This window comes from Streptomyces sp. TLI_185 (genome assembly GCF_003814765.1).
GTDB lineage: Bacteria > Actinomycetota > Actinomycetes > Streptomycetales > Streptomycetaceae > Streptomyces.
Genome location: NZ_RKRB01000001.1, coordinates 2193527 through 2214927 on the forward strand (window position 1 = coordinate 2193527; position 21401 = coordinate 2214927).

General features: G+C 71.4%; 18 protein-coding genes and 1 pseudogene. 5 read left to right on the forward strand and 14 right to left on the reverse strand.

Annotated elements, in window-relative coordinates; genetic code table 11:
- The first annotated feature begins 173 nt into the window (after positions 1-173).
- Complete coding sequence (locus EDD92_RS09990) at positions 174-1049, forward strand: 3-hydroxybutyryl-CoA dehydrogenase (protein WP_185123979.1); 876 nt, start codon at positions 174-176, stop codon at positions 1047-1049.
- Between the two features lie 222 nt (positions 1050-1271).
- The gene (locus EDD92_RS09995; protein ID WP_030945808.1) at positions 1272-1529 is read left to right on the forward strand and encodes a hypothetical protein; all 258 of its coding nucleotides are present in this window, start codon (positions 1272-1274) and stop codon (positions 1527-1529) included.
- 29 nt (positions 1530-1558) lie between these two features.
- Here the strand turns inward: EDD92_RS09995 and EDD92_RS10000 are convergent, their stop codons facing one another.
- From EDD92_RS10000 to infC, 10 genes and pseudogenes are all read right to left on the reverse strand, one after another.
- Positions 1559-2098: an NUDIX hydrolase gene (locus EDD92_RS10000; RefSeq protein WP_030945812.1), complete on the reverse strand. Its 540-nt coding sequence runs from the start codon at positions 2096-2098 to the stop codon at positions 1559-1561.
- Positions 2099-2188: 90 nt separating this feature from the next.
- Positions 2189-3529, reverse strand: a complete 1341-nt coding sequence (locus EDD92_RS10005; RefSeq protein WP_099927557.1) for a transcriptional regulator — start codon at positions 3527-3529, stop codon at positions 2189-2191.
- Positions 3530-3911: 382 nt separating this feature from the next.
- Positions 3912-4982, reverse strand: a complete 1071-nt coding sequence (locus EDD92_RS10010) for a PP2C family protein-serine/threonine phosphatase (protein ID WP_123963971.1) — start codon at positions 4980-4982, stop codon at positions 3912-3914.
- Between the two features lie 310 nt (positions 4983-5292).
- The gene (gene pheT / locus EDD92_RS10020; protein WP_123963972.1) at positions 5293-7806 is read right to left on the reverse strand and encodes a phenylalanine--tRNA ligase subunit beta; all 2514 of its coding nucleotides are present in this window, start codon (positions 7804-7806) and stop codon (positions 5293-5295) included.
- A complete protein-coding gene (gene pheS / locus EDD92_RS10025) occupies positions 7806-8927 on the reverse strand; it encodes a phenylalanine--tRNA ligase subunit alpha (RefSeq protein ID WP_123963973.1) in 1122 nt (373 codons plus the stop codon). The genes pheT and pheS overlap by 1 nt, the downstream gene beginning before the upstream one ends.
- 139 nt (positions 8928-9066) lie before the next feature.
- A complete protein-coding gene (locus EDD92_RS10030; protein ID WP_123963974.1) occupies positions 9067-10203 on the reverse strand; it encodes an ATP-binding protein in 1137 nt (378 codons plus the stop codon).
- A 54-nt stretch (positions 10204-10257) separates the two neighbouring features.
- A complete protein-coding gene (locus EDD92_RS10035) occupies positions 10258-11112 on the reverse strand; it encodes an RNA methyltransferase (protein ID WP_123963975.1) in 855 nt (284 codons plus the stop codon).
- Between the two features lie 87 nt (positions 11113-11199).
- Entirely contained in the window at positions 11200-11583 is a 384-nt protein-coding gene (gene rplT / locus EDD92_RS10040; RefSeq protein WP_004933571.1) for a 50S ribosomal protein L20, read from the reverse strand.
- Positions 11584-11684: 101 nt separating this feature from the next.
- Positions 11685-11879 carry a 50S ribosomal protein L35 gene (gene rpmI / locus EDD92_RS10045; protein WP_003977225.1) on the reverse strand — a complete coding sequence of 65 codons (195 nt, stop codon included), beginning with the start codon at positions 11877-11879 and terminating at the stop codon, positions 11685-11687.
- Positions 11880-11990: 111 nt separating this feature from the next.
- A pseudogene (gene infC / locus EDD92_RS10050) lies at positions 11991-12690 on the reverse strand (translation initiation factor IF-3).
- A 338-nt stretch (positions 12691-13028) separates the two neighbouring features.
- On the opposite strand from infC, the gene EDD92_RS10060 reads away from it, so the two are divergent.
- Positions 13029-13397 (forward strand): DUF1844 domain-containing protein, encoded by a 369-nt coding sequence (locus EDD92_RS10060; RefSeq protein WP_030945834.1) that lies wholly within the window; start codon positions 13029-13031, stop codon positions 13395-13397.
- A gap of 18 nt (positions 13398-13415) precedes the next feature.
- On the opposite strand, the gene EDD92_RS10065 is transcribed toward EDD92_RS10060, so the two are convergent.
- Complete coding sequence (locus EDD92_RS10065) at positions 13416-14147, reverse strand: SseB family protein (RefSeq protein WP_123963976.1); 732 nt, start codon at positions 14145-14147, stop codon at positions 13416-13418.
- A 161-nt stretch (positions 14148-14308) separates the two neighbouring features.
- On the opposite strand from EDD92_RS10065, the gene EDD92_RS10070 reads away from it, so the two are divergent.
- Positions 14309-15313 carry a serine hydrolase gene (locus EDD92_RS10070; protein ID WP_123963977.1) on the forward strand — a complete coding sequence of 335 codons (1005 nt, stop codon included), beginning with the start codon at positions 14309-14311 and terminating at the stop codon, positions 15311-15313.
- Between the two features lie 13 nt (positions 15314-15326).
- On the opposite strand, the gene mycP is transcribed toward EDD92_RS10070, so the two are convergent.
- Both mycP and EDD92_RS10080 read right to left on the reverse strand, forming a co-directional pair.
- Positions 15327-16493 carry a type VII secretion-associated serine protease mycosin gene (mycP, locus tag EDD92_RS10075; protein WP_123963978.1) on the reverse strand — a complete coding sequence of 389 codons (1167 nt, stop codon included), beginning with the start codon at positions 16491-16493 and terminating at the stop codon, positions 15327-15329.
- The gene (locus EDD92_RS10080; RefSeq protein WP_311736761.1) at positions 16490-17239 is read right to left on the reverse strand and encodes a hypothetical protein; all 750 of its coding nucleotides are present in this window, start codon (positions 17237-17239) and stop codon (positions 16490-16492) included. Before EDD92_RS10080 ends, mycP begins: the two co-directional genes overlap by 4 nt.
- Before the next feature lie 1694 nt (positions 17240-18933).
- On the opposite strand from EDD92_RS10080, the gene EDD92_RS10085 reads away from it, so the two are divergent.
- Complete coding sequence (locus EDD92_RS10085; protein WP_123963979.1) at positions 18934-20136, forward strand: amino acid deaminase/aldolase; 1203 nt, start codon at positions 18934-18936, stop codon at positions 20134-20136.
- Between the two features lie 25 nt (positions 20137-20161).
- On the opposite strand, the gene EDD92_RS10090 is transcribed toward EDD92_RS10085, so the two are convergent.
- Positions 20162-21400 carry a haloacid dehalogenase-like hydrolase gene (locus EDD92_RS10090; protein ID WP_123963980.1) on the reverse strand — a complete coding sequence of 413 codons (1239 nt, stop codon included), beginning with the start codon at positions 21398-21400 and terminating at the stop codon, positions 20162-20164.
- Position 21401: the final 1 nt, after the last annotated feature.

A 21401-nucleotide genomic window follows, 5' to 3' on the forward strand; every position in this document is an offset into this window, starting at 1 on the left:
ATGCGCCGATGTGCGTGACCGGGGGAGATTCTCGACCCGGGCCGCCTCCCGCGTCAGGCTGCCACGCGGACCCGAACGATCGATCAACGATCGCCGGAGGTAACGTGCAGGTTTGGAGCAGGCACCGAACCATCGGGACCCTGCCGCATTCGTAGATCAGCGAAGGGGACGATGTGACGGACTTCCCAACGGGAGACATCTCGCGCGTCGGAGTGGTCGGCTGTGGCCAGATGGGAGCGGGCATCGCCGAGGTGTGCGCCCGGGCCGGTCTGGACGTCAAGGTCGCCGAGACCACCGGGGAGGCCCTGGAAATCGGCCGGACCAGGCTGTTCAGCTCCCTGGGCAAGGCGGCCGAGCGCGGCAAGATCACCGAGCAGGAGCGGGACGAGACGCAGGCGCGGCTGAGCTTCACCACCGACCTGGGCGAGTTCGCCGACCGCGACCTGGTGATCGAGGCCGTCGTCGAGAACGAGCAGGTGAAGACGGAGATCTTCCAGGTGCTCGACCAGGTGGTGACCCGCCCGGACGCCATTCTGGCCTCCAACACCTCCTCCATCCCGCTGGTGAAGCTGGCGGTCGCCACCTCCCGTCCCGACCTCGTCGTCGGCATCCACTTCTTCAACCCGGCCCCGGTGCAGCAGCTGGTCGAGCTGATTCCGGCGCTCACCACCTCCGAGGGCACGCTCAGCCGCGCGCAGCTGTTCGCGGAGAAGGTCCTCGGCAAGCACGCGATCCGTGCCCAGGACCGCTCCGGCTTCGTGGTCAACGCGCTGCTCGTGCCGTATCTGCTGTCCGCCATCCGTATGTTCGAGTCGGGCATCGCGGGCCGCGAGGACATCGACAACGGCATGGAGATGGGCTGCGCCCATCCGATGGGCCCGCTGAAGCTTTCGGACCTGATCGGCCTGGACACCATCGTGTCCATCGCCAACTCGATGTACGAGGAGTACAAGGAGCCGCTGTACGCCGCTCCCCCGCTGCTCCAGCGCATGGTCGACGCGGGCCGGCTCGGCCGGAAGACCGGGTCGGGCTTCTACACCTACGGCTGACTCCGCGGCCTTTTGCACAGTGCCCGTTCCAGGGTGCTGATTACACAGTGCGACCAACACGGGCCCGGCACTCTTCGGAGCGCCGGGCCCGCGTCATTCACACACCGTGTGCGCGCCGGGCCCGCATATGCCCGTCGCACACGCTCCCCACGCACCCACCAGGCGAGTTGACTCTCCATGCGCAATGCAAGGGATGTGACGACTACGGAAAGGAGCGGACTCGTGACCGCCGACCCGGAGCATCCCGTGGTCCATGGAGAACTCGCAGAGTTACGCCGCCGCCTCGATGTCGCGTACGCGCGCGTCGAGGGAGGGCTGGCCCTGCTCAACCATCGCACCGAGGAGACACACAAGGAAGTCGACGATCTCAGCGCACGGATCATCGCCCTGGAGCACGCCCGCTGGCCGCTGCCCGCAGTCGCGGCGCTGACAGCCGTGGGCGCGCTCGTCGTGACGGTATGGCAAGCCCTGGGCCACTGAGGGACAAGGGCGCGGTGGGGGGATCAGGGTCAGGCGTCCTGCCCGAGCCTGAGGTGGTGCAGGAGCAGTAACGCGGCCGCCATGTTGGCGGCCGGGACCTCGCCGCGGGCGACCATGTCGGGGACGAGTTTGAGGGGGACCCATTCCCGGCGGTCCGACTCGAAGTCGTCCACGGGATGTCCGACGTACTCACCCTCGTCGGCCCAGTAGATGTGATGCCGGGCGTCGGTGAGGCCGTTGGACGGCTCGACGCTCATGAGGTGCTGCAGCGGTCCCGGTCGCCAGCCGGTCTCTTCCTCGAGTTCCCTGGCGGCCGCGACGGCGATGTCCTCGCCGTCCTCGACCACGCCCGCAGCGAGTTCCCACCCCCAGCTGTCGGTGATGAAGCGGTGGCGCCACAGGAGGAGGACTTCATTGGCCTCGTTCACCACCGTGGCCACGGCGACGGGCCGCAGCCGTATCAGAAAGTGGTCCAGGTGCCGCCCGTCCGGCAGTTCCACATCTGCCAGGTTGACGGTGAACCAGCGGTTTGCATACACAGTTTGTTCGTTCTGTTTCGTCCACTGCACGGTTCTGCCACCTTCCGTCGAGTAAGTGGCAATATCGCAGCAGGGACTGTGGGACGTCGGTGCTCGGAACCTGTCTACGGCGGAACCGGTCTACAGCGGTACGCGCAGTGCCCCGTCGATGAGTTCGGCGGCTTCGGCGGTGCCCGCACAACCACTGCGCACCAGGTACTCGCGTACCGCGCGGAGTCTGTCGCGCAGCCGCTGGGACTCCATTCCGCGGGCCTGCTCGGCCATCTGCACCGCGGTGGCCACGGCTTTGTCGGCGTTGCCCTGGCGCAGTTCGATCGTGGAGAGCATGGCGAGCCGGTGCACCCGGCCGCGGTCGTGCGCGGGATTGTCGACGGCCGCCGCGGCATGCTCCCCAGCGGCCACGAGTTCGCCGAGGCTGAGCAGGGCCTCCGCCACCTGGACGTTGACCAGCCCCGGCTGGACATAGCCGGTTTCGTCGGGTTCGTACCCGCGCCGGATGCGTTCGGCGGCCTGCTCGGCACGCCGGATGCAGGACAGCGCGGTCGTACTGTCGCCCAGGTGCGCGTACGCCTTGGCCTGCATCGCGTAGAGATCGCAGGCGAGCGCCGGCGTGATGTGCTTGCCGGCGGCCCGCAGTGCGGCCTCCGCGAAGGCGACCGCCTGGCGGAACTCCCGCATGAACAGCGCCTGGTTGACCAGCAGGGCAATGACATAGGCGCCGAGTCCCCGGTCTCCGCTGGCCTTCGCCAGCCTGAGCGCCTGGTGGAAGTAGCGCTGGGCGAGCCCGTGCGCGTCGGAGTCGTAGGCGCAGATGCCCGCGATGGCCACCAACCCGCCCGTGGCCCGGTGCAGTTGGCGACCGGTGGCGTCGGTGTAGCTGCCGCGCAGCAGCGGGGCGGCCTCGGCGTTGAGAAAGCCGACGATCCGGGTGCGGGTGGCTATGCCGCCGGCCTTCCGGTACATCTGCTCGTAGTGGGTACGGGCCGCGCGCAGCATCTCGATGTCGCCGGGGGTGACCCGGTGCCGGCCGCCGCGCGAGACATCCACGTCCTCGGGCGGGTTCTCCCACTCCCACACGGGCATGACGGCGGGCGTGCCGGTGACCGCGGGCGCACCCAGGATGTGCGGGCGCTGCTGTTCGTCGGAGCGCCACAGGGCGGTGGCGCGCTCCACGAAGCCGGACAGCGAGGTGCCGTGCGGGGTGGACGGCTCGCCGGGCACACCGAGGCCGATGTCGTCCAGCGTGACCGGACGGTGCAGCCGTCCCGCGAGCACCTCGCAGATCAGGTCGGGCACCTGCCCTCGGGGCCGCTGCCCCTTCAACCACCGCGCGACGGCGGTGTGTTCGTACCGGAGCGCGAGGCCGCGCGCCCGCCCCGCCTGATTGACGTGTGCCGCCAGCCCCGCATGCGAGATCCCGGCCTCGTCCAGGATCGCGTCGAGCAGAGTGTTGGGCTGCATATATGCCCCCCGGATCGCTCGGTGCCGACAGCGTAGTGCGAACGGCTTCACACGGGGTGTGAACGGAGTGCCCGAATCCGCAGCGTACGCGCACTGTCGCGGAGAGTTTCCAGCCGGTTGACTGAAATGCCTCGCAAGAGGCCGGCCGGGCCGCCGGCTCCCCCTCGTACAGTGCGGCGGCCCGCTTCCGCGCCGTCCGCCCAGCTGCCTGCCCGACACTCCGTGGCGGGGCGGACGGTGTGCCGGCGGCAGCTTGTGCCTGCGGCAGCGTGGCGGTTCGGACCAAACGCCGTGGCGTACAAGGCACGTTGTCGGCTGCGGGTGCGTTGTGGCTTGTCGCGCCCGCGCGGCGGAGCCGCATATCGATACAGCCTCGCGCCCCTTAAAAGCGGCGGTGTGCCCGGTGGCCGACCGGCTCGCCAGGGCGGCGTGCGACCTGGCGGCGGTCGTTGCGCAGGACGAGGAGGGCGACGTCGTCGGCGGGTCTTCCCCCTGCGTGGCGCAGCAGCCCGGCGAAGACGGCGCGCAGTACCGACTGCGGGGAGACCGGCCCGGCGCCCACGGCTTCGGCGAGCGCGGCCGGCAGCGGAAAGAACCGGCCACGTCCGTCCCTGGCGTCCTCGACACCGTCCGTGTGCAGGAACAGCGCCTCGCCGGGCAGCAGCCGACCGCACGGGAGGGCGGGCAGCTCGGCGGGCAACGGGAACGGCCCGAGGGGAGGCAGTGGTTCGGCCCGGGTCAGCAGTTCGGCCCGGGCCGGACCCAGCAGATACGGCCAGGGGTGCCCGCAGTTGAGGACGCGCACCTCGCCGTCCCGCTGGATCTCCAGCAGCAGTACGGTGACGAACTCCTCGGCGACCGGGTTGTCCGGCTCCGCTCCGGCCGAGGGGTGCTCGGCACGGGCCCGTTCCCGCAGATGCCGGGCCAGCGCCCGCTCCAGCCGCCGCAGCACGCTGCCGAGTTCGGCCTCGTCGTGCACGGCCTCGCGGAAGCTGCCGAGCACGGCGGCCACCGTACTGATGGCGGCGAGACCGTGGCCGCGCACATCGCCCATCACGACCCGCACACCGTGCTCGGTGGCGATGACCTCGTACAGATCCCCGCCGATGGTCGCGCAGCGGTCCGCGGACAGCTGGGCCGCGGCGATGTTCAGCCCGTCGATCCGCGGCGGCAGCGGCCGCAGCAGCACATTCTGCGCGGCACCCGCGACCTGCCGGACCTCTCTGAGCTCGCGCAGCAGCACATGGCGGACGTGGAGTATCAGCCCGGTCCCCACCGCGAAGAAGACGGCACTGGTGCCGATGCGCGCCCCCAGCCCGTTCTGCTGGGCGAGCGGACAGGCCAGTTTGTACGTGATCGCCATGGCGCCCCACACCGTGGGCAGCCCCAGCGCGAGCACCCGGCGCAGCGGCGGCCGCCCCGCCCGAGGAACGCCAGCCTTGATGCGGATCATGCCGATTGGCCCCCCATTTAGGCCTGGAAGCACAGACGGACCGACCCCGAAAGGCCGGTCCGATTCTGTCGACCGCATGGCCCAACAGGGCCAGATCACCCGGACTTATCACCCAGATGAGTGAGCACCCGCAGGCCACCCGCATTTATGCAGGTGGGGCGCATATTCACGGGGCGTAGTGCAGCGCCCTGTCTTTAGGGGCGCGGGGCTGTGTTGGATCTGCGGCTACCGCCGCGTGGGCGCGACAAGCCACGAACCACCCGCAGCCGCCGAACAACAACAGCTCCCCGCCCCTTGGGCGCACTGCGCACTAGCTCCGCAGCACTGCTCCCGTACGCTCGCCCGCGAGGGCTACCGCCGCGTCGCGGGCCGCGGAGGCCTCATCGACGGTCAGCGTCCGGTCCGCCGCACGGAAGCGCAATGCATACGCCAGCGACTTCCGCCCCTCACCGAGCTGCTCGGCGTTCTCGTACACGTCGAACAGCCGGATCGCCTCAAGGAGTTCACCCGCACCGTCGCGCAGCGCGGCCTCGACCTCGGCGTGCGGCACGAAGTTGTCGACGACGAGGGCGACATCCTGCGTGGCCACCGGGAAGGTGGAGATGCCCGGAGCCTGCGGGGTGTCGTTGCCGACTTCCTCCAGCACATCCAGGTCGATCTCCATCGCACTGGTGCGCTCGGGCAGCCCCAGAGCCTTCACCACGCGCGGGTGCAGCTCACCCGCGTGGCCGACCACCTTCTCCGCGCCGTCGACGACGACCACGAGCTCGGCGCAGCGGCCGGGGTGCCACGGACCGTACTGACCCTTGCGGACGATCAGTTCGGCACCGGCCTCCCGCGCGGCGACGCGGCCCGCCTCGACCGCGTCGGCCCAGTCCGCCGGACGGCCCTTGCCCCACCAGCCGGCCTGCTCGCGGGCGCCCTCGAGGACGACGGCGACGTGACGCGGCTGCTCGGGCAGCGCGGCGTTCAGCTCGGCGATCTCCTCGTCGGTGGGACGCCGGTCGACGGGCAGGGCGACGGCGGTCTTCTGCTCCTCGCGCGGGAGGAAGACCAGCCCGGTCTCGAACAGCGCGAGGTCGTGCGAGCCGCGGCCGTTGTTGCGCCGCAGGGCACCCAGCAGGCCCGGCAGCAGCGAGGTACGGAGCGCGGGCTCCTCGTCGCTGAGCGGGTTGGTGAGCTTCACGACGCGGCGGTTCGGGTCGTCGGCCTCGAGCAGCAACTGGTCGAAGACCTGCTCGCTGACGAAGGGGTAGTTCGGCGCCTCGACATAGCCCGCCCCGGCCAGCGCGCGGCCGACCCGGCGGTGCAGCCGCTGCCGGTGGGTCAGTCCGCGGCCCGAGGGCAGCTTGGGCAGCGTGGAGGGCAGGTTCTCGTAGCCCTCCAGGCGGATGACCTCCTCCGCGATGTCGTTGACCTCGAGGAGGTCGGGCCGCCAGGACGGCACGGTGACGATCAGCTCGTCCTGTCCGTACACGTCGCAGCCGATCTCCTGCAGCCGCCGTACGACGGTCTCGCGGCCGTAGTCGACGCCCGCCACCTGGTCCGGGTGGTTGGCCGGGACGGTGATGGTGTGCGGCGCGGACGGCGTGATGACCTCGGTGACGCCGGCCTCGGCGGAGCCGCCCGCGAGCAGCACCAGCAGGTCGACCGTGCGCTGCGCGGCGGCGGCCGCGGCCTGCGGGTCGACGCCGCGCTCGAAGCGGCGGGACGCCTCGGAGGACAGCTTGTGGCGGCGGGCCGTGCGCGCGATGGAGACCGCGTTGAAGTGAGCGGCCTCGATCACGACATCGCTCGTCGAGTTCTCGGCGTCGTCGTGGTCGGCGATCTCCGTGTTGGCGCCGCCCATGACGCCCGCGAGGCCGATGGGACCGCGGTCGTCGGTGATGACGAGGTCCTCGGCGTCCAGCGTGCGGGTGACGCCGTCGAGCGTGACGAGCTTCTCGCCCTGCTCGGCGCGGCGCACGCCGATGGTGCCCTGGACCAGCGAGCGGTCGTAGGCGTGCAGCGGCTGGCCGAGCTCCATCATCACGTAGTTGGTGACGTCGACGGCGAGCGAGACCGGGCGCATGCCGACCTTCTGCAGCCGGCGCTGCAGCCAGATCGGGGAGCGCGCCTCGGGGCTGAGCCCGGTGACCGTACGCGCGGTGAAGCGGTCGCAGCCGAGCGGGTCGGAGACCTGCACCGGGTAGCCGTACGCGTTCGGGCCGGGTACGTCGATCAGGGCCGGGTCGCGCAGCGGCAGGCGGTAGGCGATGGCGGTCTCGCGGGCGACGCCGCGGATGGACAGGCAGTCGCCGCGGTTGGCGGTGACGGCGATGTCCAGGACCTCGTCGACCAGCTCGAGCAGCTCGATGGCGTCCTTGCCGACCTCGGCCTCCGGCGGAAGCACGATGATGCCCTTGGTGCCGTCGTCGCCCATGCCCAGCTCGTCGCTGGAGCAGATCATGCCGTGGGACGTCTTGCCGTACGTCTTGCGCGCGGAGATCGAGAAGCCGCCGGGCAGCGTGGCGCCGGGAAGCACGACCACGACCTTGTCGCCGACGGCGAAGTTGCGGGCGCCGCAGACGATCTCCTGGGGCTCGCCGGTGCCGTTGGCCTGGCCGACGTCGACGGTGCAGAAGCGGATCGGCTTCTTGAACTCCGTCAGCTCCTCGATGGTCAGCACCTTGCCGACCACGAGCGGGCCCTTGAGGTCGGCGCCGAGGTGCTCGACGGTCTCGACCTCGAGCCCGGCAGAGACGAGCTTCTCCTGGACGTCACGGCCGGTTTCCGTCGCCGGCAGGTCGACGTACTCCCGCAGCCAAGAAAGCGGGACCCGCATCAGATCTCCATCCCGAACGGCCGGGTGAACCGGACGTCACCCTCGACCATGTCTCGCATGTCCTCGACGTTGTGGCGGAACATCAGCATCCGCTCGATGCCGAACCCGAAGGCGAAGCCGCTGTACTTCTCCGGGTCGACGCCGCAGGCGGTGAGCACCCGCGGGTTGACCATGCCGCAGCCGCCGAGCTCGATCCAGCCCTCGCTGGAGCAGGTGCGGCAGGGGCGGTCGGGGTTGCCGACGGACTCGCCGCGGCAGACGTAGCACACCATGTCCATCTCGGCGGACGGCTCGGTGAACGGGAAGAAGTTGGGCCGCAGCCGGGTCTTCATGCCCTCGCCGAACAGCGACTGGACCATGTGGTCCAGGGTGCCCTTGAGGTCGGCCATGGTCAGGCCCTCGTCCACGGCGAGCAGCTCGACCTGGTGGAAGACGGGCGTGTGCGTGGCGTCGAGCTCGTCGGTGCGGTACACACGGCCCGGACAGATCACGTAGACCGGCAGCTCACGATTGAGCAGCGAGCGGATCTGGACCGGCGAGGTGTGGGTGCGCAGCACCACTCCGGACTCGGTGCCGCCCTGCGGGCCTTCGACGAAGAAGGTGTCGTGCTCGCCGCGCGCCGGGTGGTCCGGGCCGATGTTGAGGGCGTCGAAGTTGAACCACTCGGCCTCGATCTCGGGGCCCTCGGCGACCTCGTAGCCCATGGCCACGAAGACGTCCTCGATGCGCTCCGAGAGGGTGGTCAGGGGGTGGCGGGCGCCGGCCGGTACGCGGTCGTACGGCAGCGTGACGTCCACCGACTCCTCGACCAGCACGCGGGCGTCCCGCTCGGCCTCGAGCTCGGCCTGGCGGGCGCCAAGGGCCTTGTTCACTGCGCCCCGGGCCTGGCCGACCAGCTTGCCGGCGGCGGCCTTGGCGTGCGGGGGCAGGGCGCCGATCTCGCGGTTGGCGAGGGCCAGCGGGGAGGTGCCCCCCGTGTGGGCGACCTTGGCCTCCTGGAGCGCGTCGAGGGAGTCCGCGGCGGCGAAGGCGGCGAGCGCCTCGTCCCGCATGCGCTCGATCTCTTCCGGTTTCAACGCCTCGACCTCTACAGGGTCGTACGACTTATTCGGTGCCGACATCTCTTCCCGTGCTTCCGATTGGCTGGCTGAAGGTCCCCGTCACCGACTCACACAGAGGTCAGAGGGCCGTCCATGGGACACAAAGGTGCCAAAGGCCGAGTCTAACGGGGTGGAGGTGTACGAATGCGCCCGTGGGCCGTCAGGCGAGATACGCCGGGGCTGCCACGGGCAACGTAAATCGGAACTCGGCGCCGCCCTGGGGGGCGCGGCCGACCGTGATGGTGCCGCCGTGGGCCTCGACGATGCCCTTGACGATGTAGAGACCGAGGCCGGTGCCGCCGCGCTTGCTGCCCCGCCAGAAGCGGGTGAAGACGCGGTTCATGGACTCCTCCGGGATGCCGGGCCCCTCGTCGCTCACCGTGACCGACGTGCCGGTGTCCTCGTCCTCTCGGGGGGACGCCGTGGCCGTGATGTCAATCGTGACGGTTCCCTCGCCGTGCCGCACCGCATTTTCCAGCAGGTTGCTGAGCACCTGGTCGATCTTGTCGGGGTCGGCCCACAGCGAGGGCAGCGGTTGCTCGATCCTCAGCAGGAACCGGTCGGCGGGCTGCCCGGCGGCGACGTACGCCTGGATGTGCCGCCCCACGGCCGCGCCCATGTCGACGGGCTGACGCCTGACCTCCAGCCGCCCGCTGTCGATCCGCGAGATGTCCAGCAGCTCGGCGATGAGCCGGGTGACCCGGTCGGCGTCGGCGTCCACGGTCTCCAGCATCAGCCGCTTCTGGTCGTCCGTGAAGCGTTCCCATTTGGCGAGGAGCGTGGCGGTGAAGCCCTTGACGGAGGTCAGGGGCGACCTGAGTTCATGGGCCACGGTCGCGATCAGCTCGGCGTGGCTGCGCTCGGTGCGGCGGCGGGCCTCGGTGTCGCGCAGCGAGACCACGACACGGCGGACCGGGCCGGTGGGTTCACCGCGGACGTACCGGGCCGATACGAGGACCTCCCGTCCACCGGGAAGCAGCAGGTTCCGCTCGGGCTGCCGCCGGCGAATGGCGAGCCCGCCGTACGGGTCGGTCAGCTGCCACCAGCGCCGACCCTCCAGGTCCTCTAACGGCAGTGCCTTCTCCAGCCGCTGCCCGAGGGCGTCCGAGGCGGGGACGGCGGTGATGCGCTCGGCGGCGGCGTTGAAGCAGATGACGTGGCCGTGCTCGTCGGCGACGACGAGGCCGTCGGGCAGTACGTCGGGGTCGATGCCGAGCTCGGCGAGATCGCCGTGCCGGGGCGCGGGCGCGCGCTGCGCGTCCCGTGATCCCCGTGCCCTGCTCGTGCCGACACTCATTCCCCGTAACCCCACCTTCAGACGGCGCAGGTGGCCCCCGAGCTGGTCACCCTACTAGCTCTCGGTGACGGAGCGGCACCCTCCGGAGGCGCGCTGTGCACGGGCTGACGCATACAGACATACGGCGGCCGCGGTGGCGAGGTTCAGACTCTCGGCCTTCCCGTGGATCGGCACGCGCACCACGGCGTCCGCGAGTGCGCGGGTCTCCTCCGGAAGCCCCCACGCCTCGTTCCCGAACACCCAGGCGGTCGGCCCGCCCATGGTGCCCTTGTCGAGCTCGTCGTCCAGGTCGTCGGTCCCGGCCCCGTCGGCGGCGAGGATCCGCACACCGGCCCGCTTGAGCCCCTCGACCGCGTCCTCGACGGGAACGCCGACGGCGACGGGCAGGTGGAACAGCGAGCCCACGGAGGCCCGTACGGCCTTGGGGTTGTAGAGGTCGACGGACGCGTCGGTCAGTACGACGGCCTCGGCGCCGGCGGCATCGGCGCACCGCAGCACGGTCCCGGCGTTCCCCGGGTCCCTGACATGCGCGAGTACGGCGACGAGCTTGGGCCGGGCGGCGAGGATCTCCTCGAAGGGCGTGTCCAGGAACCGGCAGATCCCGACGAGCCCCTGCGGGGTGACCGTCGTCGAGATGTCTGCGATCACGTCGTCGGCGGCGAGATGAACACGGACCCCGGTGTCCCGGGCCTCCCCCACGACGTCGGCGTACCGCTCCGCGGCCTCGACGGTGGCGAACAGCTCGACGAGCGTGTCCCCGAACGCCGCCGCCTCCCGCACGGCCTGCGGCCCTTCGGCCAGGAACAGCCGCTCCTTGCCCCGGAAGTTCCGCCTGGCGAGCCGCCGGGCGGCGGAGACGCGGGGCGAACGGGGGGAGATCAGCTCGGGGCTGGCAGAGGGCGAGGGCATGGGGCTCACTTTCGGAAACTACACAACAGGACCCGCAAGCCCGAAAGCCTGCGGGTCCCTCATGTCACGTCGGCTCTACGCCAGGCGTCAGGCCGCCTTGGGGGCGTTGACGTCCGCCGGCAGGGCCTTCTGTGCAACCTCGACCAGCGCGGCGAACGCGGTGGCGTCGTTGACGGCCAGCTCGGCCAGGATCTTGCGGTCGACCTCGACGTTCGCGGCCTTCAGCCCCTGGATGAAGCGGTTGTACGTGATGCCGTTGGCGCGGGCAGCGGCGTTGATGCGCTGGATCCACAGCTGGCGGAAGTCACCCTTGCGCTTCTTGCGGTCGTTGTAGTTGTAGACCAGCGAGTGGGTGACCTGCTCCTTGGCCTTGCGGTACAGGCGCGAACGCTGACCGCGGTAGCCGGAGGCCTGCTCGAGGATCGCCCGGCGCTTCTTGTGGGCGTTGACTGCCCGCTTGACGCGTGCCACTTGTTAACTCCTTGTAGCGGGGCCGTGGTTGGACTCACACGGCCCGGAAACGATTGGGTCCCGGTCCAGACGTACGGCGCTCGGTGGGGGCGCCGCTCACGTCACTTGCCGAGAAGCTTCTTGATCTTCGCGGCGTCGCCCGGGGCCATCTCGGCGTTGCCGGTGAGGCGACGCGTCACGCGGGACGACTTGTGCTCGAGCAGGTGGCGCTTGCCGGCGCGCTCACGGAGCACCTTGCCGGAGCCGGTGATCTTGAAGCGCTTGCTGGCACCGCTGTGCGACTTGTTCTTCGGCATAGCGCCGTTCTCTCCTCGTCGGTGGCGCTCCGGTGCCCGGTCGCGAAAACCGGGCACGGTGGAGCGTCGTTCGTGTTTCGGTTACATCCTGGGGACTTGCGTCCCCCGGGATCACGCCTCGGCGGAAGCCTCGGCAGGGGCCTCGGTCTCCACGGCGCTCTCGGCCTCGGCGGCGTGCTCGGCCTCCGCGGCGTTCTGCGACTTGCCGGGGTTGGCCTTCGCGTCTGCCTTGCGGGCTTCCTGCGCCTGGCGGGCCTCGGCCATCGCCTCGGTCTTCTTCTTGTGCGGACCGAGGACCATGATCATGTTTCGGCCGTCCTGCTTCGGGTTCGACTCCACGAAGCCGAGGTCCTGGACGTCCTCCGCGAGACGCTGCAGCAGTCGGTAGCCCAGTTCGGGCCGGGACTGCTCGCGACCACGGAACATGATCGTGATCTTGACCTTGTCGCCCTGCTTGAGGAACCGGACGACGTGACCCTTCTTGGTGTCATAGTCGTGCGGGTCGATCTTCGGCCGGAGCTTCATCTCCTTGATGACCGTGTGCGCCTGGTTCTTGCGCGCCTCACGGGCCTTCATGGCCGACTCGTACTTGAACTTCCCGTAGTCCATGAGCTTGCACACGGGCGGACGGGCGTTCGCCGCGACCTCGACCAGGTCCAGGTCGTACTCCTGCGCAAGCTCCAGTGCCTTCGCCAGCGGGACAATGCCCACCTGCTCGCCACTGGGACCGACAAGTCGCACCTCGGGAACGCGAATCCGGTCGTTGATGCGGGGCTCGGCGCTGATGGATCCTCCTCGGTTAGCACCACACGGCGGTCTGGCGGACAGCCGCGTATGTCTCTCTTTCGTTAGACCTAACCGCGCCGAAGCATGAAAAATGCCCCGGACGATCACAGGCGGGGCTCCAATGCACTACCGGAGCACCGCCGCGATGACGCGGGGCGCGCTTTCGGGCGACTCCATCGTCCGTACGGAACGATGGTGGCCGCCTGACCGGGGTGACCCGCCGTCCCGGGGGACAGTCAGGTGGGAGATCGGAGCCTCCACTTGTGGGCCGGACACGCGAGCATCCAGCCGGTCGTCACACAAGGTTAGCAGCAACCCGGGGGTGGTGCTAACCGGACTGCGCCGGGCCCTATCGTGTGGGGCATGAGTGACACCCCTCCTGAGTCTCCCGAGTCCCCCGCCGACTTCGACGCCATGACCCGCGACATCGCCGAGGTCCCCGCCGTCGAGGTGATCGTGACGGTCGCCGTCAACCTGATGAGCGCCGCCGCGGTGAAGCTCGGTCTGACCGAGGAGGGCGACAAGTACAAGGACCTGGACGAGGCCCGCAAGCTGATCCACGCTCTGGCCGGCCTGCTGGACGGCAGCGCGACCGAGATCAGCTCCTTCCACGCGGCGCCGCTGCGCGACGGCCTGAAGTCGCTGCAGCTGGCGTTCCGCGAGGCGTCGATCGTCCCGGACGAGCCGGGCCAGGGGCCGGGCGAGAAGTACACGGGCCCGGTCTACGGCTAGCTCCGGGGGGTAAAACAACTACCCGCGTACGTACAAGGGCTCGCCCGGCGGCGTCGCCCCGGCCGGCAGCAGCGCCAGGTCGAGGCCGTGCACCAGGCGGGCCCTCAGTGTTTCGTCGGCGGCGAGGCGCTCGGCCACGGCACGGGCGGCCTCTGCGGGGGCGGCTGCCGGGTCGAGGACGAGGGCGAGGGTGCCGTCGGCCTGACCGGGCCCGAGGTGGGCGCGCAGCACGGCGGGCTCGGCGGCCACCGCGGTCCGTACCGCCTCCTGTACGGCGGGGTCGGCGAGGGGGTCGGCCGTCGTACGCCCCTCGGCGAGTGCGAGCAGCGCGGAGCCGGTCAGTTCGAACGGCACCGGCCCGGCCAGGTCCAGTACCACCGTGTCCGCCTTCTCGTGCGCGGCGGCCTGCAGCGCCTGATGCAGCGGTACGGCGACGGGGCGGGCCGCCGGGTCCCAGCGGGCCAGGGAGTCGGTGGAGGTGAAGGCCGGCAGGGCGGTGCGGGGGCCGGCCTTGAGGGTGGGGACGGCCATGTCGCTGGTCTTCTCGCGGCGCAGCCCGTTCTCGTCCTCCTCGACCTCGCCGAGGACGGCCACCACGGGGACGAGCAGCCGGGCGCCCTTGAGTGCCTCCAGGACGGGGCCCACGGCGGTGCGGTCCTCGGCCCAGGCGGTGAGCGCGGCGCTGAGCCGGGGGTCGGCGGTGCCGTCGTCGTCGGAGAAGCCGGAGTCGGGAATGTTCTTGTTCGCCACGGTCACCGACCCTATCGGGCGGATATCGGGGGGATGCTGCTGGGCTTGTGCGGCCCTGGAAACCGCTGGTTCACAGGGTTCACGGCTTTCTCAGATTTCCCTGACGCACATCTAACCTCCGGCTAACGGCACGCACAGTCGCCGCCTCCAGCATCGCGGGAATGGAGTCCCCCAGAGACCGCCGTAGCCGCCGCGCTCGTCCGTCCAGGACGCGCACCCTGCTCCACACCGCCCTCGCCCTCGTGGCCGTCGTCGGCGGTACGGCCGCCGGGACCGTGTATGTGAAGGCTCGAGCGCACTCCGGTGCGAGCCCCGTATCGTCGTCGGCGACGGCGTCGGCCTCCACCTCGGCCACGGCGGACGGGGAGGATGCGGTGGAACCTGTGGCAGAGCCGGCGGTGGACTACGACGCGCTGCTGGCCGGGGCCGTGAAGTCGGTGCCCGTCGAGGACGGCGCGCAGGTGTCGGTGGCGGTGCTGGACCTGGACTCGGGCGAGAGCGCCTCGTACGGGGACGGCGCGTTCGACACGGCGAGCATCGTCAAGGTCGACATCCTGGCGGCGCTGCTGCTCCAGGCGCAGGACGCGGGCCGGCACCTCACGGCGAGCGAGAAGTCGTACGCCACCACGATGATCGAGAACAGCGACAACACCGCCGCGTCCGCGCTGTGGCAGACCATCGGCAAGGCGGAGGGTCTCGACGCCGCGAACGAGCGGCTGGGGCTCACAGCCACCGCGGGCGGCGAGGGCATGCTGTGGGGGCTGACCCAGACCACGGCGGCCGATCAACTCACGCTGCTGCAGCAGGTGTTCGGGGACGACTCGAGGCTGAGCGAGGTCTCACGGACGTATCTGCAGGGGCTGATGGGACACATTGAGGCCGACCAGCACTGGGGCGTGTCGGCGGCGGCCGACGGCTCCCGGTGGGCGCTGAAGAACGGCTGGCTGCCGCGCAGCACGACCGGACTGTGGGACATCAACAGCATCGGGCGGGTGACGGTCGACGGCCGTAACCACCTGGTGGCCGTGCTGTCCAAGGGCAACTCGACGCAGGCGAAGGGGATTTCGCTGGTCGAGTCGGTGGCGAAGGCGGCGGTTTCGGCGCTGGCCGGGGACACGCCGGTGTCGTCAGCCTCTGCTTCGCCCTCCGCGTCCGTCCCGGAGTGACGGGCCGGCGGTCTCAGAAGCCGTCGAAGCGTGCGCGGCGGCCGCGCCACAGGAAGACCGCCGCGACGAGCAGTACCCCGCCGAGGCTGCCCGCGAGCGGAGCCGCCCAACCGCTGGTGCCGTCGCCGGACTCGGACGCGTCCGGGCCGGGGCCGAAGTACTTCTCGCCGTACGACACCGCCTGCAGGCCCTTGGGCTTGAGTCGGCCTGCGGCCTTGATCGCGGCGGCCGGGTCGATCATGCCGAAGCCGCGCGAGTCGTCGCGACCGCCGGCGGGAGGGTTGCGGGCGGTGTGCTCGAGGAGCTGCTTGATCTGGGCGGGGGTCAGCCCCGGGTGGGCGGCCTTGATGAGGGCGACCGCGCCCGAGACGAACGCCGAGGCCGCGCTGGTCCCCCAGCCCTCGTAGTACTTGTGGTCGGGGTCGGCGATGACGATCTTGTCGCCGGGGGCGCTGACGGTGGCGTACCAGCGGCGGGTGGAGAACGAGGCGCGGATGCCGAAGCGGTCGACGGCCGTCGCGGCGATGACGCCCGGGTAGGCGGCCGGGTAGGAGACGTGGTCGCCCTTGTCGCCGCCGTTGCCGGCCGAGGCGACGACGGCCACGTTCTTCTTCAGGGCGTACTGGACGGCCTCGTCCTCGGCGGGTTCGGGGTGGGCGGAGGCGGAGTCGTCGCCGAGGGAGAGGTTGATGACGTCGGCGCCGTGGTCGGTGGCCCAGCGGATGCCTTCGGCGAGGGCGTTGCCGCGGGTGGAGCGGGCCTTGCCGCGGGCGGTGTCGCCGTCCTCGAGGATCACCCGCACCGGCAGGATCTTCGCCTCGGGGGCGATGCCCATGACGCCGTCGGCGTCGCCGGGGCCGTGTCCGTGCCCGGCGATGATGCCGGCCATCGCGGTGCCGTGCCGGGCCCATGCCCGGTCCCCCTGCTCGGCCCCGAAGCCGATCATGTCCTTGGCGGGCAGGACGTTGCCGACGAGATCGGGGTGGTCGGCCTCGACGCCGGTGTCGAGGACGGCGACCGTGATGCCCTTGCCCTTGGTGGTCTGCCAGGCCTGCTGGGTGTGCATGGCGTCGAGGGCCCACTGCTGGGCGCGGATGCCGTCGGCGTGCGCGACGGTGGACGGCACCAGGGCGAGGGAGGCGGCGAGCAGGACGCTCAGGCCTGCGATGCGGCGCGTCACGAGGGGTTCTCCGTGGGCGAGGTGACGTCTTTGCGCAGGGCCCGTTCGATGCGGTTGGCGAGGCCCTGGGCCTCGTTGCCGAGGCCCGCCTGGGCGGGGGCCGAGGTGGCGCCGGACTGGGTGGCCTGCTCGGCAGGGACCGGGGTGTCGACGCTGCGGCCGTCGGCCCAGCCGGAGACGGCGTAGACGACGACGGGGGCGTCGGTGAGCACGGAGACGGTCCAGGAGGCACGCTGCTTGCTGCCGAAGTGGGCGGCGGCGGTGTTCTTCGAGGCGTAGGGGCGGGGCATGAGGTCGGTGCGGGTGCCGAGGCCTTGGCTCTGGAAGCGTTTGGCGAGGGAGGTCATGGATGCGGTGTCGGCCTCGGTGAAGAGGAGGCCGACGGTGGTGACGAAGCTCTGGGTGGCGTCGGTGTACGTGGCGCGGAGCAACCGCTGGCAGCCGACCGGTGCGAGGGCCTTCTTCAGCAGCGGGTCGAAGGCGTCCTTGCAGCCGCTGTCCGGCGCGACGGCGATGCGGGTCCAGGTCCGGTCGGCGCCGCCGGGTCCGGCCCCCGTGCCTTGGACGGTGCGCGGGAACAGCTGGTCCACGGGCACGCTGTGCCACAGGCTCCCGGCCGCGGCGAACGTGTCCTGTCCGCCGTCGTCCCCGGAGCCCCCGACCAGCCAACTCCCGGTGACGGCACCGCCGATGAGCCCGAGCCCGAGCACGACACAGGCGGCGACGGCGGCAGTGCGCGAACGCATCCGCCCCCCGAGCGGCCGCGGCCGGACCCGCTCGTCATATCCCTCGGGCTCCCCGAACGACACCACCGGCCGCCCGCCGCCGGGCACCCCCGGAGCGCTCCAGGAAAGCGCCGGGTCGGGCCCCGCGCCCACACCTTCCACCCGAGTGCCCGGCAAGGGCGGCATGGGCGGCGACTGCGACGCGTGGCCGGAGCCCGGGCGGGTGGAGGGCATAGGAGGTGTGGCCGCGCCGGGGGTCGAGCTGGGCCGGGCAGGCGGCATCGGCATGGACGAGCCGGGGCGACGGGTCGGTTCGGCGGGGGCAGCGGCCGGGCGGGGTGGCGGCGTGGCCGTGCCCGGGCGGGCATCCGCCGACGGCGGGGCGCTGCCGGGGCGGGAAGCCGGACGGGCAGGAGGCATGGGCCCGGCAGCCGAGTCGGCGCGCCGCGGCGGATCGGCGGGAGCCGGGGGCGTGGTCGAACCGGAAGGGGCCCCCGCCGGACGGGCAGGAGGCACGGACTTGGCGGCCGGCTCAGGCCGGTGCAACGGGTCGGCAGACTGCGAGGACAGCGCCCCCGACCGCGTACCCGAACCAGCAGAAGCATCCGGACCCGACGAACCCGAGGCCGCACGCGCAGAAGGCATCCGACCAGCAGCCGAATCAGCACGGCGCCGCGGATCAGCGGACGGCGACGACGACATCGACCGCGTACCCGAACCAGCCGCAGCATCCGCACCCGACGGAACAGCCGCACCAGAACCCGCACCCGCACCCGCAGAAGACATCCCACCAGCAGCCGAATCAGCACGGCGCCGCGGATCAGCGGACGGCGAGGACGGCGGCCGCGTACCCGAGCCAGCGGGAGCGTCCGGCGTCAGCGGGGTGGCCGAGCCGGGAGGGGGCGATGTGGGCGTTCGGCCCGTGACCGGCGTAGTGGGTGGGGTCACCGGGGGGATCGGGCGGAGGCGCGTGGTGGTTTCCTGGGGGGTTTCCGCGGGGGCGTTCGGGGCGCCGGGCGGCGGTGTGGGGCGGTGGGTCGGGCGTGGCGGTACGTCGGTGCCCGGAGCGGGTGCGGGCGTACCGGCGCTGTTGCGCGCCGCCGGAGGGGTGTCCGGGAAGCGGGCCGAGGCCTGCGGCGGGGGCGGGGTCTGCGGACCCGACCAGGCCTCGCCCCCCACAACGCCGTCCCGAGTGGGCGGCAGCGGGGCCGGAGCCGGTTCGGGCTCGGCGGACGAGTCGGGCCCGGCTTCGGTGTCCGAACCCATGGAGGGGGTGCGGTGGCCGAACGCCTCGAAGGGTCCGGAGCGTCGCCACGGGGACCATGCCTCGTCGGCGGCCGTCGCGGTGTCCCGCGGCCGGCTTTCCGACGGCGACGATCCGACTGTCGGGGGCTGGGGTGGGCGCGGCGGAATGGAGGCGTGCTGCGCTTCCGTGCTCATGCACCCCCCCGTTTCCTCGCGCCCGGGCCGTCTACCTGTACGCGGGCCGTCGTCCTTGCGCTCAACCGGTCGACGCCGGGCCAGTCCGTCCCGGGCACGCATACCCGTACAAGCGGACCGGCATCCGGATGCATGTGCAACCGCCGCCGTTCCGCCGTACGTGCGCGTCACTCTACGGGCTGCCCCTGTCAGAACGGGAACCAGTCCACGAGCACGAGGCATCTGCCCGGAACGTCCCCCTACCCTGCGGTAATCCTGTCTGGCAGGCTTCGTTCATGACTGCGCGCGCCGCCGACCGGGTCCGCTACGACCGGGCCACAGCCCATCTCGACGCCCCTCTCGCCATCGTGGACCTGGATGCCTTCGACGCCAACGCGGACGATCTCGTGCGTCGCGCCGGCGGCAAGCCGATCCGGGTCGCCAGCAAGTCCGTCCGCTGCCGGGCCCTGCTGGAGCGGGTCCTCGCCAAGGACGGGTTCGCGGGCATCATGTCCTTCACGCTCGCCGAGTCCCTGTGGCTGGCGCGCGGCGGCTTCGACGACATCCTGCTCGCCTATCCGTCCGCGGACCGCGCCCGCTTCGCCGAGCTGGCCTCCGACCCCAAGCTCGCCGCCGCCGTGACCGTCATGATCGACGACCCCTCGCAGCTGAGGTTCATCGACGAGGCCCGCGACGGCGGGCGTGAAGTCATCCGGGTCTGCCTGGAGTTGGACACCTCTCTGAAGCTGTTCGGGGGGCGCGTGCGCGTCGGGGCGCGTCGCTCGCCGCTGCACTCGCCCGCCCAGGTCGCCGACATGGCCCGGCTCGTGGCCCGGCGGCCGGGGTTCAAGGTCGTGGGGATCATGGCGTACGAGGGCCATATCGCGGGCGTCGGTGACTCCGTTGCCGGGCGGCCGCTGCGGTCGCGTGCCGTACGGCTCATGCAGGCAACGGCCCGGCGGGAGCTCGCCGAGCGGCGCGGCGAGGTGGTGCGTGCGGTACGGGCCGTCGTACCGGATCTGGAGTTCGTCAACGGCGGTGGCACCGGCAGTGTGCAGCACACCGCCGCCGAGGACGCCGTCACCGAGATCGGCGCCGGCTCCGGGCTGTACGTGCCGCGACTGTTCGACAACTACACGTCCTTCAGCGGGCGTCCGGCGGCTCTGTTCGCCCAGCCCGTCGTACGGCGCCCAGGCGTCGGGGTCGTCACGGTCCTCGGCGGCGGATACCCCGCCTCCGGCGCGCCAGGAAGCGACCGGCTGCCCGTCCCGCACCTGCCTCAGGGGCTTCGCTACGACCCCCAGGAGGGACCCGGCGAGGTGCAGACGCCGCTGCTCGGCTCCCCCGCCGACGACCTGCTGATCGGCGACAAGGTGTGGTTCCGGCACGCCAAGGCCGGTGAGCTGTGCGAGCGCTTCGACGTGCTGCATCTGATCGAGGGGGATGCGGTGACGGCGACCGTCCCGACGTACCGCGGGGAAGGCCACACCTTCCTCTAGCCGGTGCAACAGCGGTCGCTGCAGGTCAGTACACGGTGTCCGGCTGGTCCGGGACCACGAAACCGTCGTCCCGCAGAAGGGGGTCCTTGGCGCCGTCGGACGCGTTGTGGGCCCTGGTCGAACACGGGTACGGGCCCGGCCTGCGCGGCAGGGGCTCGATGAACATGGGGTTGATCAGCCAGCGGCCGTCGGCGTTGTCGTAGGCCCGGCACATCAGTTCCGGCTTGTTGCGGTTGAGGACGAGGTGCGCGCCGGTCGCGTCGCCGACGAAGGTGACGTCGGTGTCGGCGTCCCCGGCCGCGAGGGCCGGGCGCCGCGGCCACGGCTGCCGCTGCCAGGCCGCGGCGCCCCGGACCCCGTAGATCTCCTGGTTGATCCAGCAGCGTTTGCCGTCGATGTACGGGATCGCCGTGCCACGGGTTGCGGGTACGTTGCCGCAGCCCTGGTTGCGGGGCGTGATGCGGCCGCGGCGGTCGAGGAGCGAGCGGATGGCGATGGTGTGGGCGGGGTCGATGCCGATGGCCCGGGACCAGAGCTCGGTGATCGGTTCGGAGCCCGCGGAGACGATGTAGACGTCGAATCCGGCCCGTTGGAGGGTGCCGATGAGGTCGCGCTGCTGGTCGTAGTAGCGGACGTAGGCGGGCACGGTGTGGGTGCCGAGGGTGCGGGTGGCGCCGATCGGGGCTGCCAGGGCTTCGGTGCGGGCCGCGCGGGCGTAGGAGGCGAGTTCGGCGGGGGTGCGGCCGGCGAAGAGCTGGGGCACCCAGGCGTACTGCGGGACGGTGCGGCGGTGGTTCCAGGTGCCGGCGAAGGCGGGGGCGCCGCTCGTGGTGGTGGCGTTCTCGCGGATGTCGAGGATCTCGTCCGTGCAGCGGGGGTTCGTCGAGGTGCGCAGCGGTTCGGGGGTGCCGGCGCCGCAGGCCTCGGTCAGGGCGTGGTCGGCGGCGTCCGTGAGCCAGGGGCTGGTGTCCTTCCATCGGGCCGGGCGCAGGAGTCGGTCGTGTCTGAGGGACCAGGAGAGGGTGGCGTCGGTGACGTCGTTCTTGGTGACGGTGTTGTCCCAGTCGAAGACGGCGACCGGGTGGCCGCCGGCTCCTGAGCAGGTGCCGCGCTCGTCGATCACCTGCTGGAGGCGGGCGCGGTTGTCGCCGTACCAAGTGCCGGTCAGGCGGGGACAGTTCGAGTGCGGGGAGACGGGGGGTGCGGTCGGCGCGGCCACCAGGGCGGCGGCCGCGGCCAGGGTCCACGCGAGAAAGGGTCGCATA

Excerpts from the sequence above, each read along its gene's own strand:
- EDD92_RS10005 (WP_099927557.1), bottom strand. The coding sequence starts at position 3,529 with ATGCAGCCCAACACTCTGCTCGACGCGATCCTGGACGAGGCCGGGATC.
- EDD92_RS10010 (WP_123963971.1), bottom strand. The coding sequence starts at position 4,982 with ATGATCCGCATCAAGGCTGGCGTTCCTCGGGCGGGGCGGCCGCCGCTG.
- pheT (WP_123963972.1), bottom strand. The coding sequence starts at position 7,806 with ATGCGGGTCCCGCTTTCTTGGCTGCGGGAGTACGTCGACCTGCCGGCG.
- pheS (WP_123963973.1), bottom strand. The coding sequence starts at position 8,927 with ATGTCGGCACCGAATAAGTCGTACGACCCTGTAGAGGTCGAGGCGTTG.
- EDD92_RS10030 (WP_123963974.1), bottom strand. The coding sequence starts at position 10,203 with ATGAGTGTCGGCACGAGCAGGGCACGGGGATCACGGGACGCGCAGCGC.
- EDD92_RS10035 (WP_123963975.1), bottom strand. The coding sequence starts at position 11,112 with ATGCCCTCGCCCTCTGCCAGCCCCGAGCTGATCTCCCCCCGTTCGCCC.
- rpmI (WP_003977225.1), bottom strand. The coding sequence starts at position 11,879 with ATGCCGAAGAACAAGTCGCACAGCGGTGCCAGCAAGCGCTTCAAGATC.
- EDD92_RS10060 (WP_030945834.1), top strand. The coding sequence starts at position 13,029 with ATGAGTGACACCCCTCCTGAGTCTCCCGAGTCCCCCGCCGACTTCGAC.
- EDD92_RS10070 (WP_123963977.1), top strand. The coding sequence starts at position 14,309 with ATGGAGTCCCCCAGAGACCGCCGTAGCCGCCGCGCTCGTCCGTCCAGG.
- EDD92_RS10080 (WP_311736761.1), bottom strand. The coding sequence starts at position 17,239 with ATGCGTTCGCGCACTGCCGCCGTCGCCGCCTGTGTCGTGCTCGGGCTC.
- EDD92_RS10085 (WP_123963979.1), top strand. The coding sequence starts at position 18,934 with ATGACTGCGCGCGCCGCCGACCGGGTCCGCTACGACCGGGCCACAGCC.
- EDD92_RS10090 (WP_123963980.1), bottom strand. The coding sequence starts at position 21,400 with ATGCGACCCTTTCTCGCGTGGACCCTGGCCGCGGCCGCCGCCCTGGTG.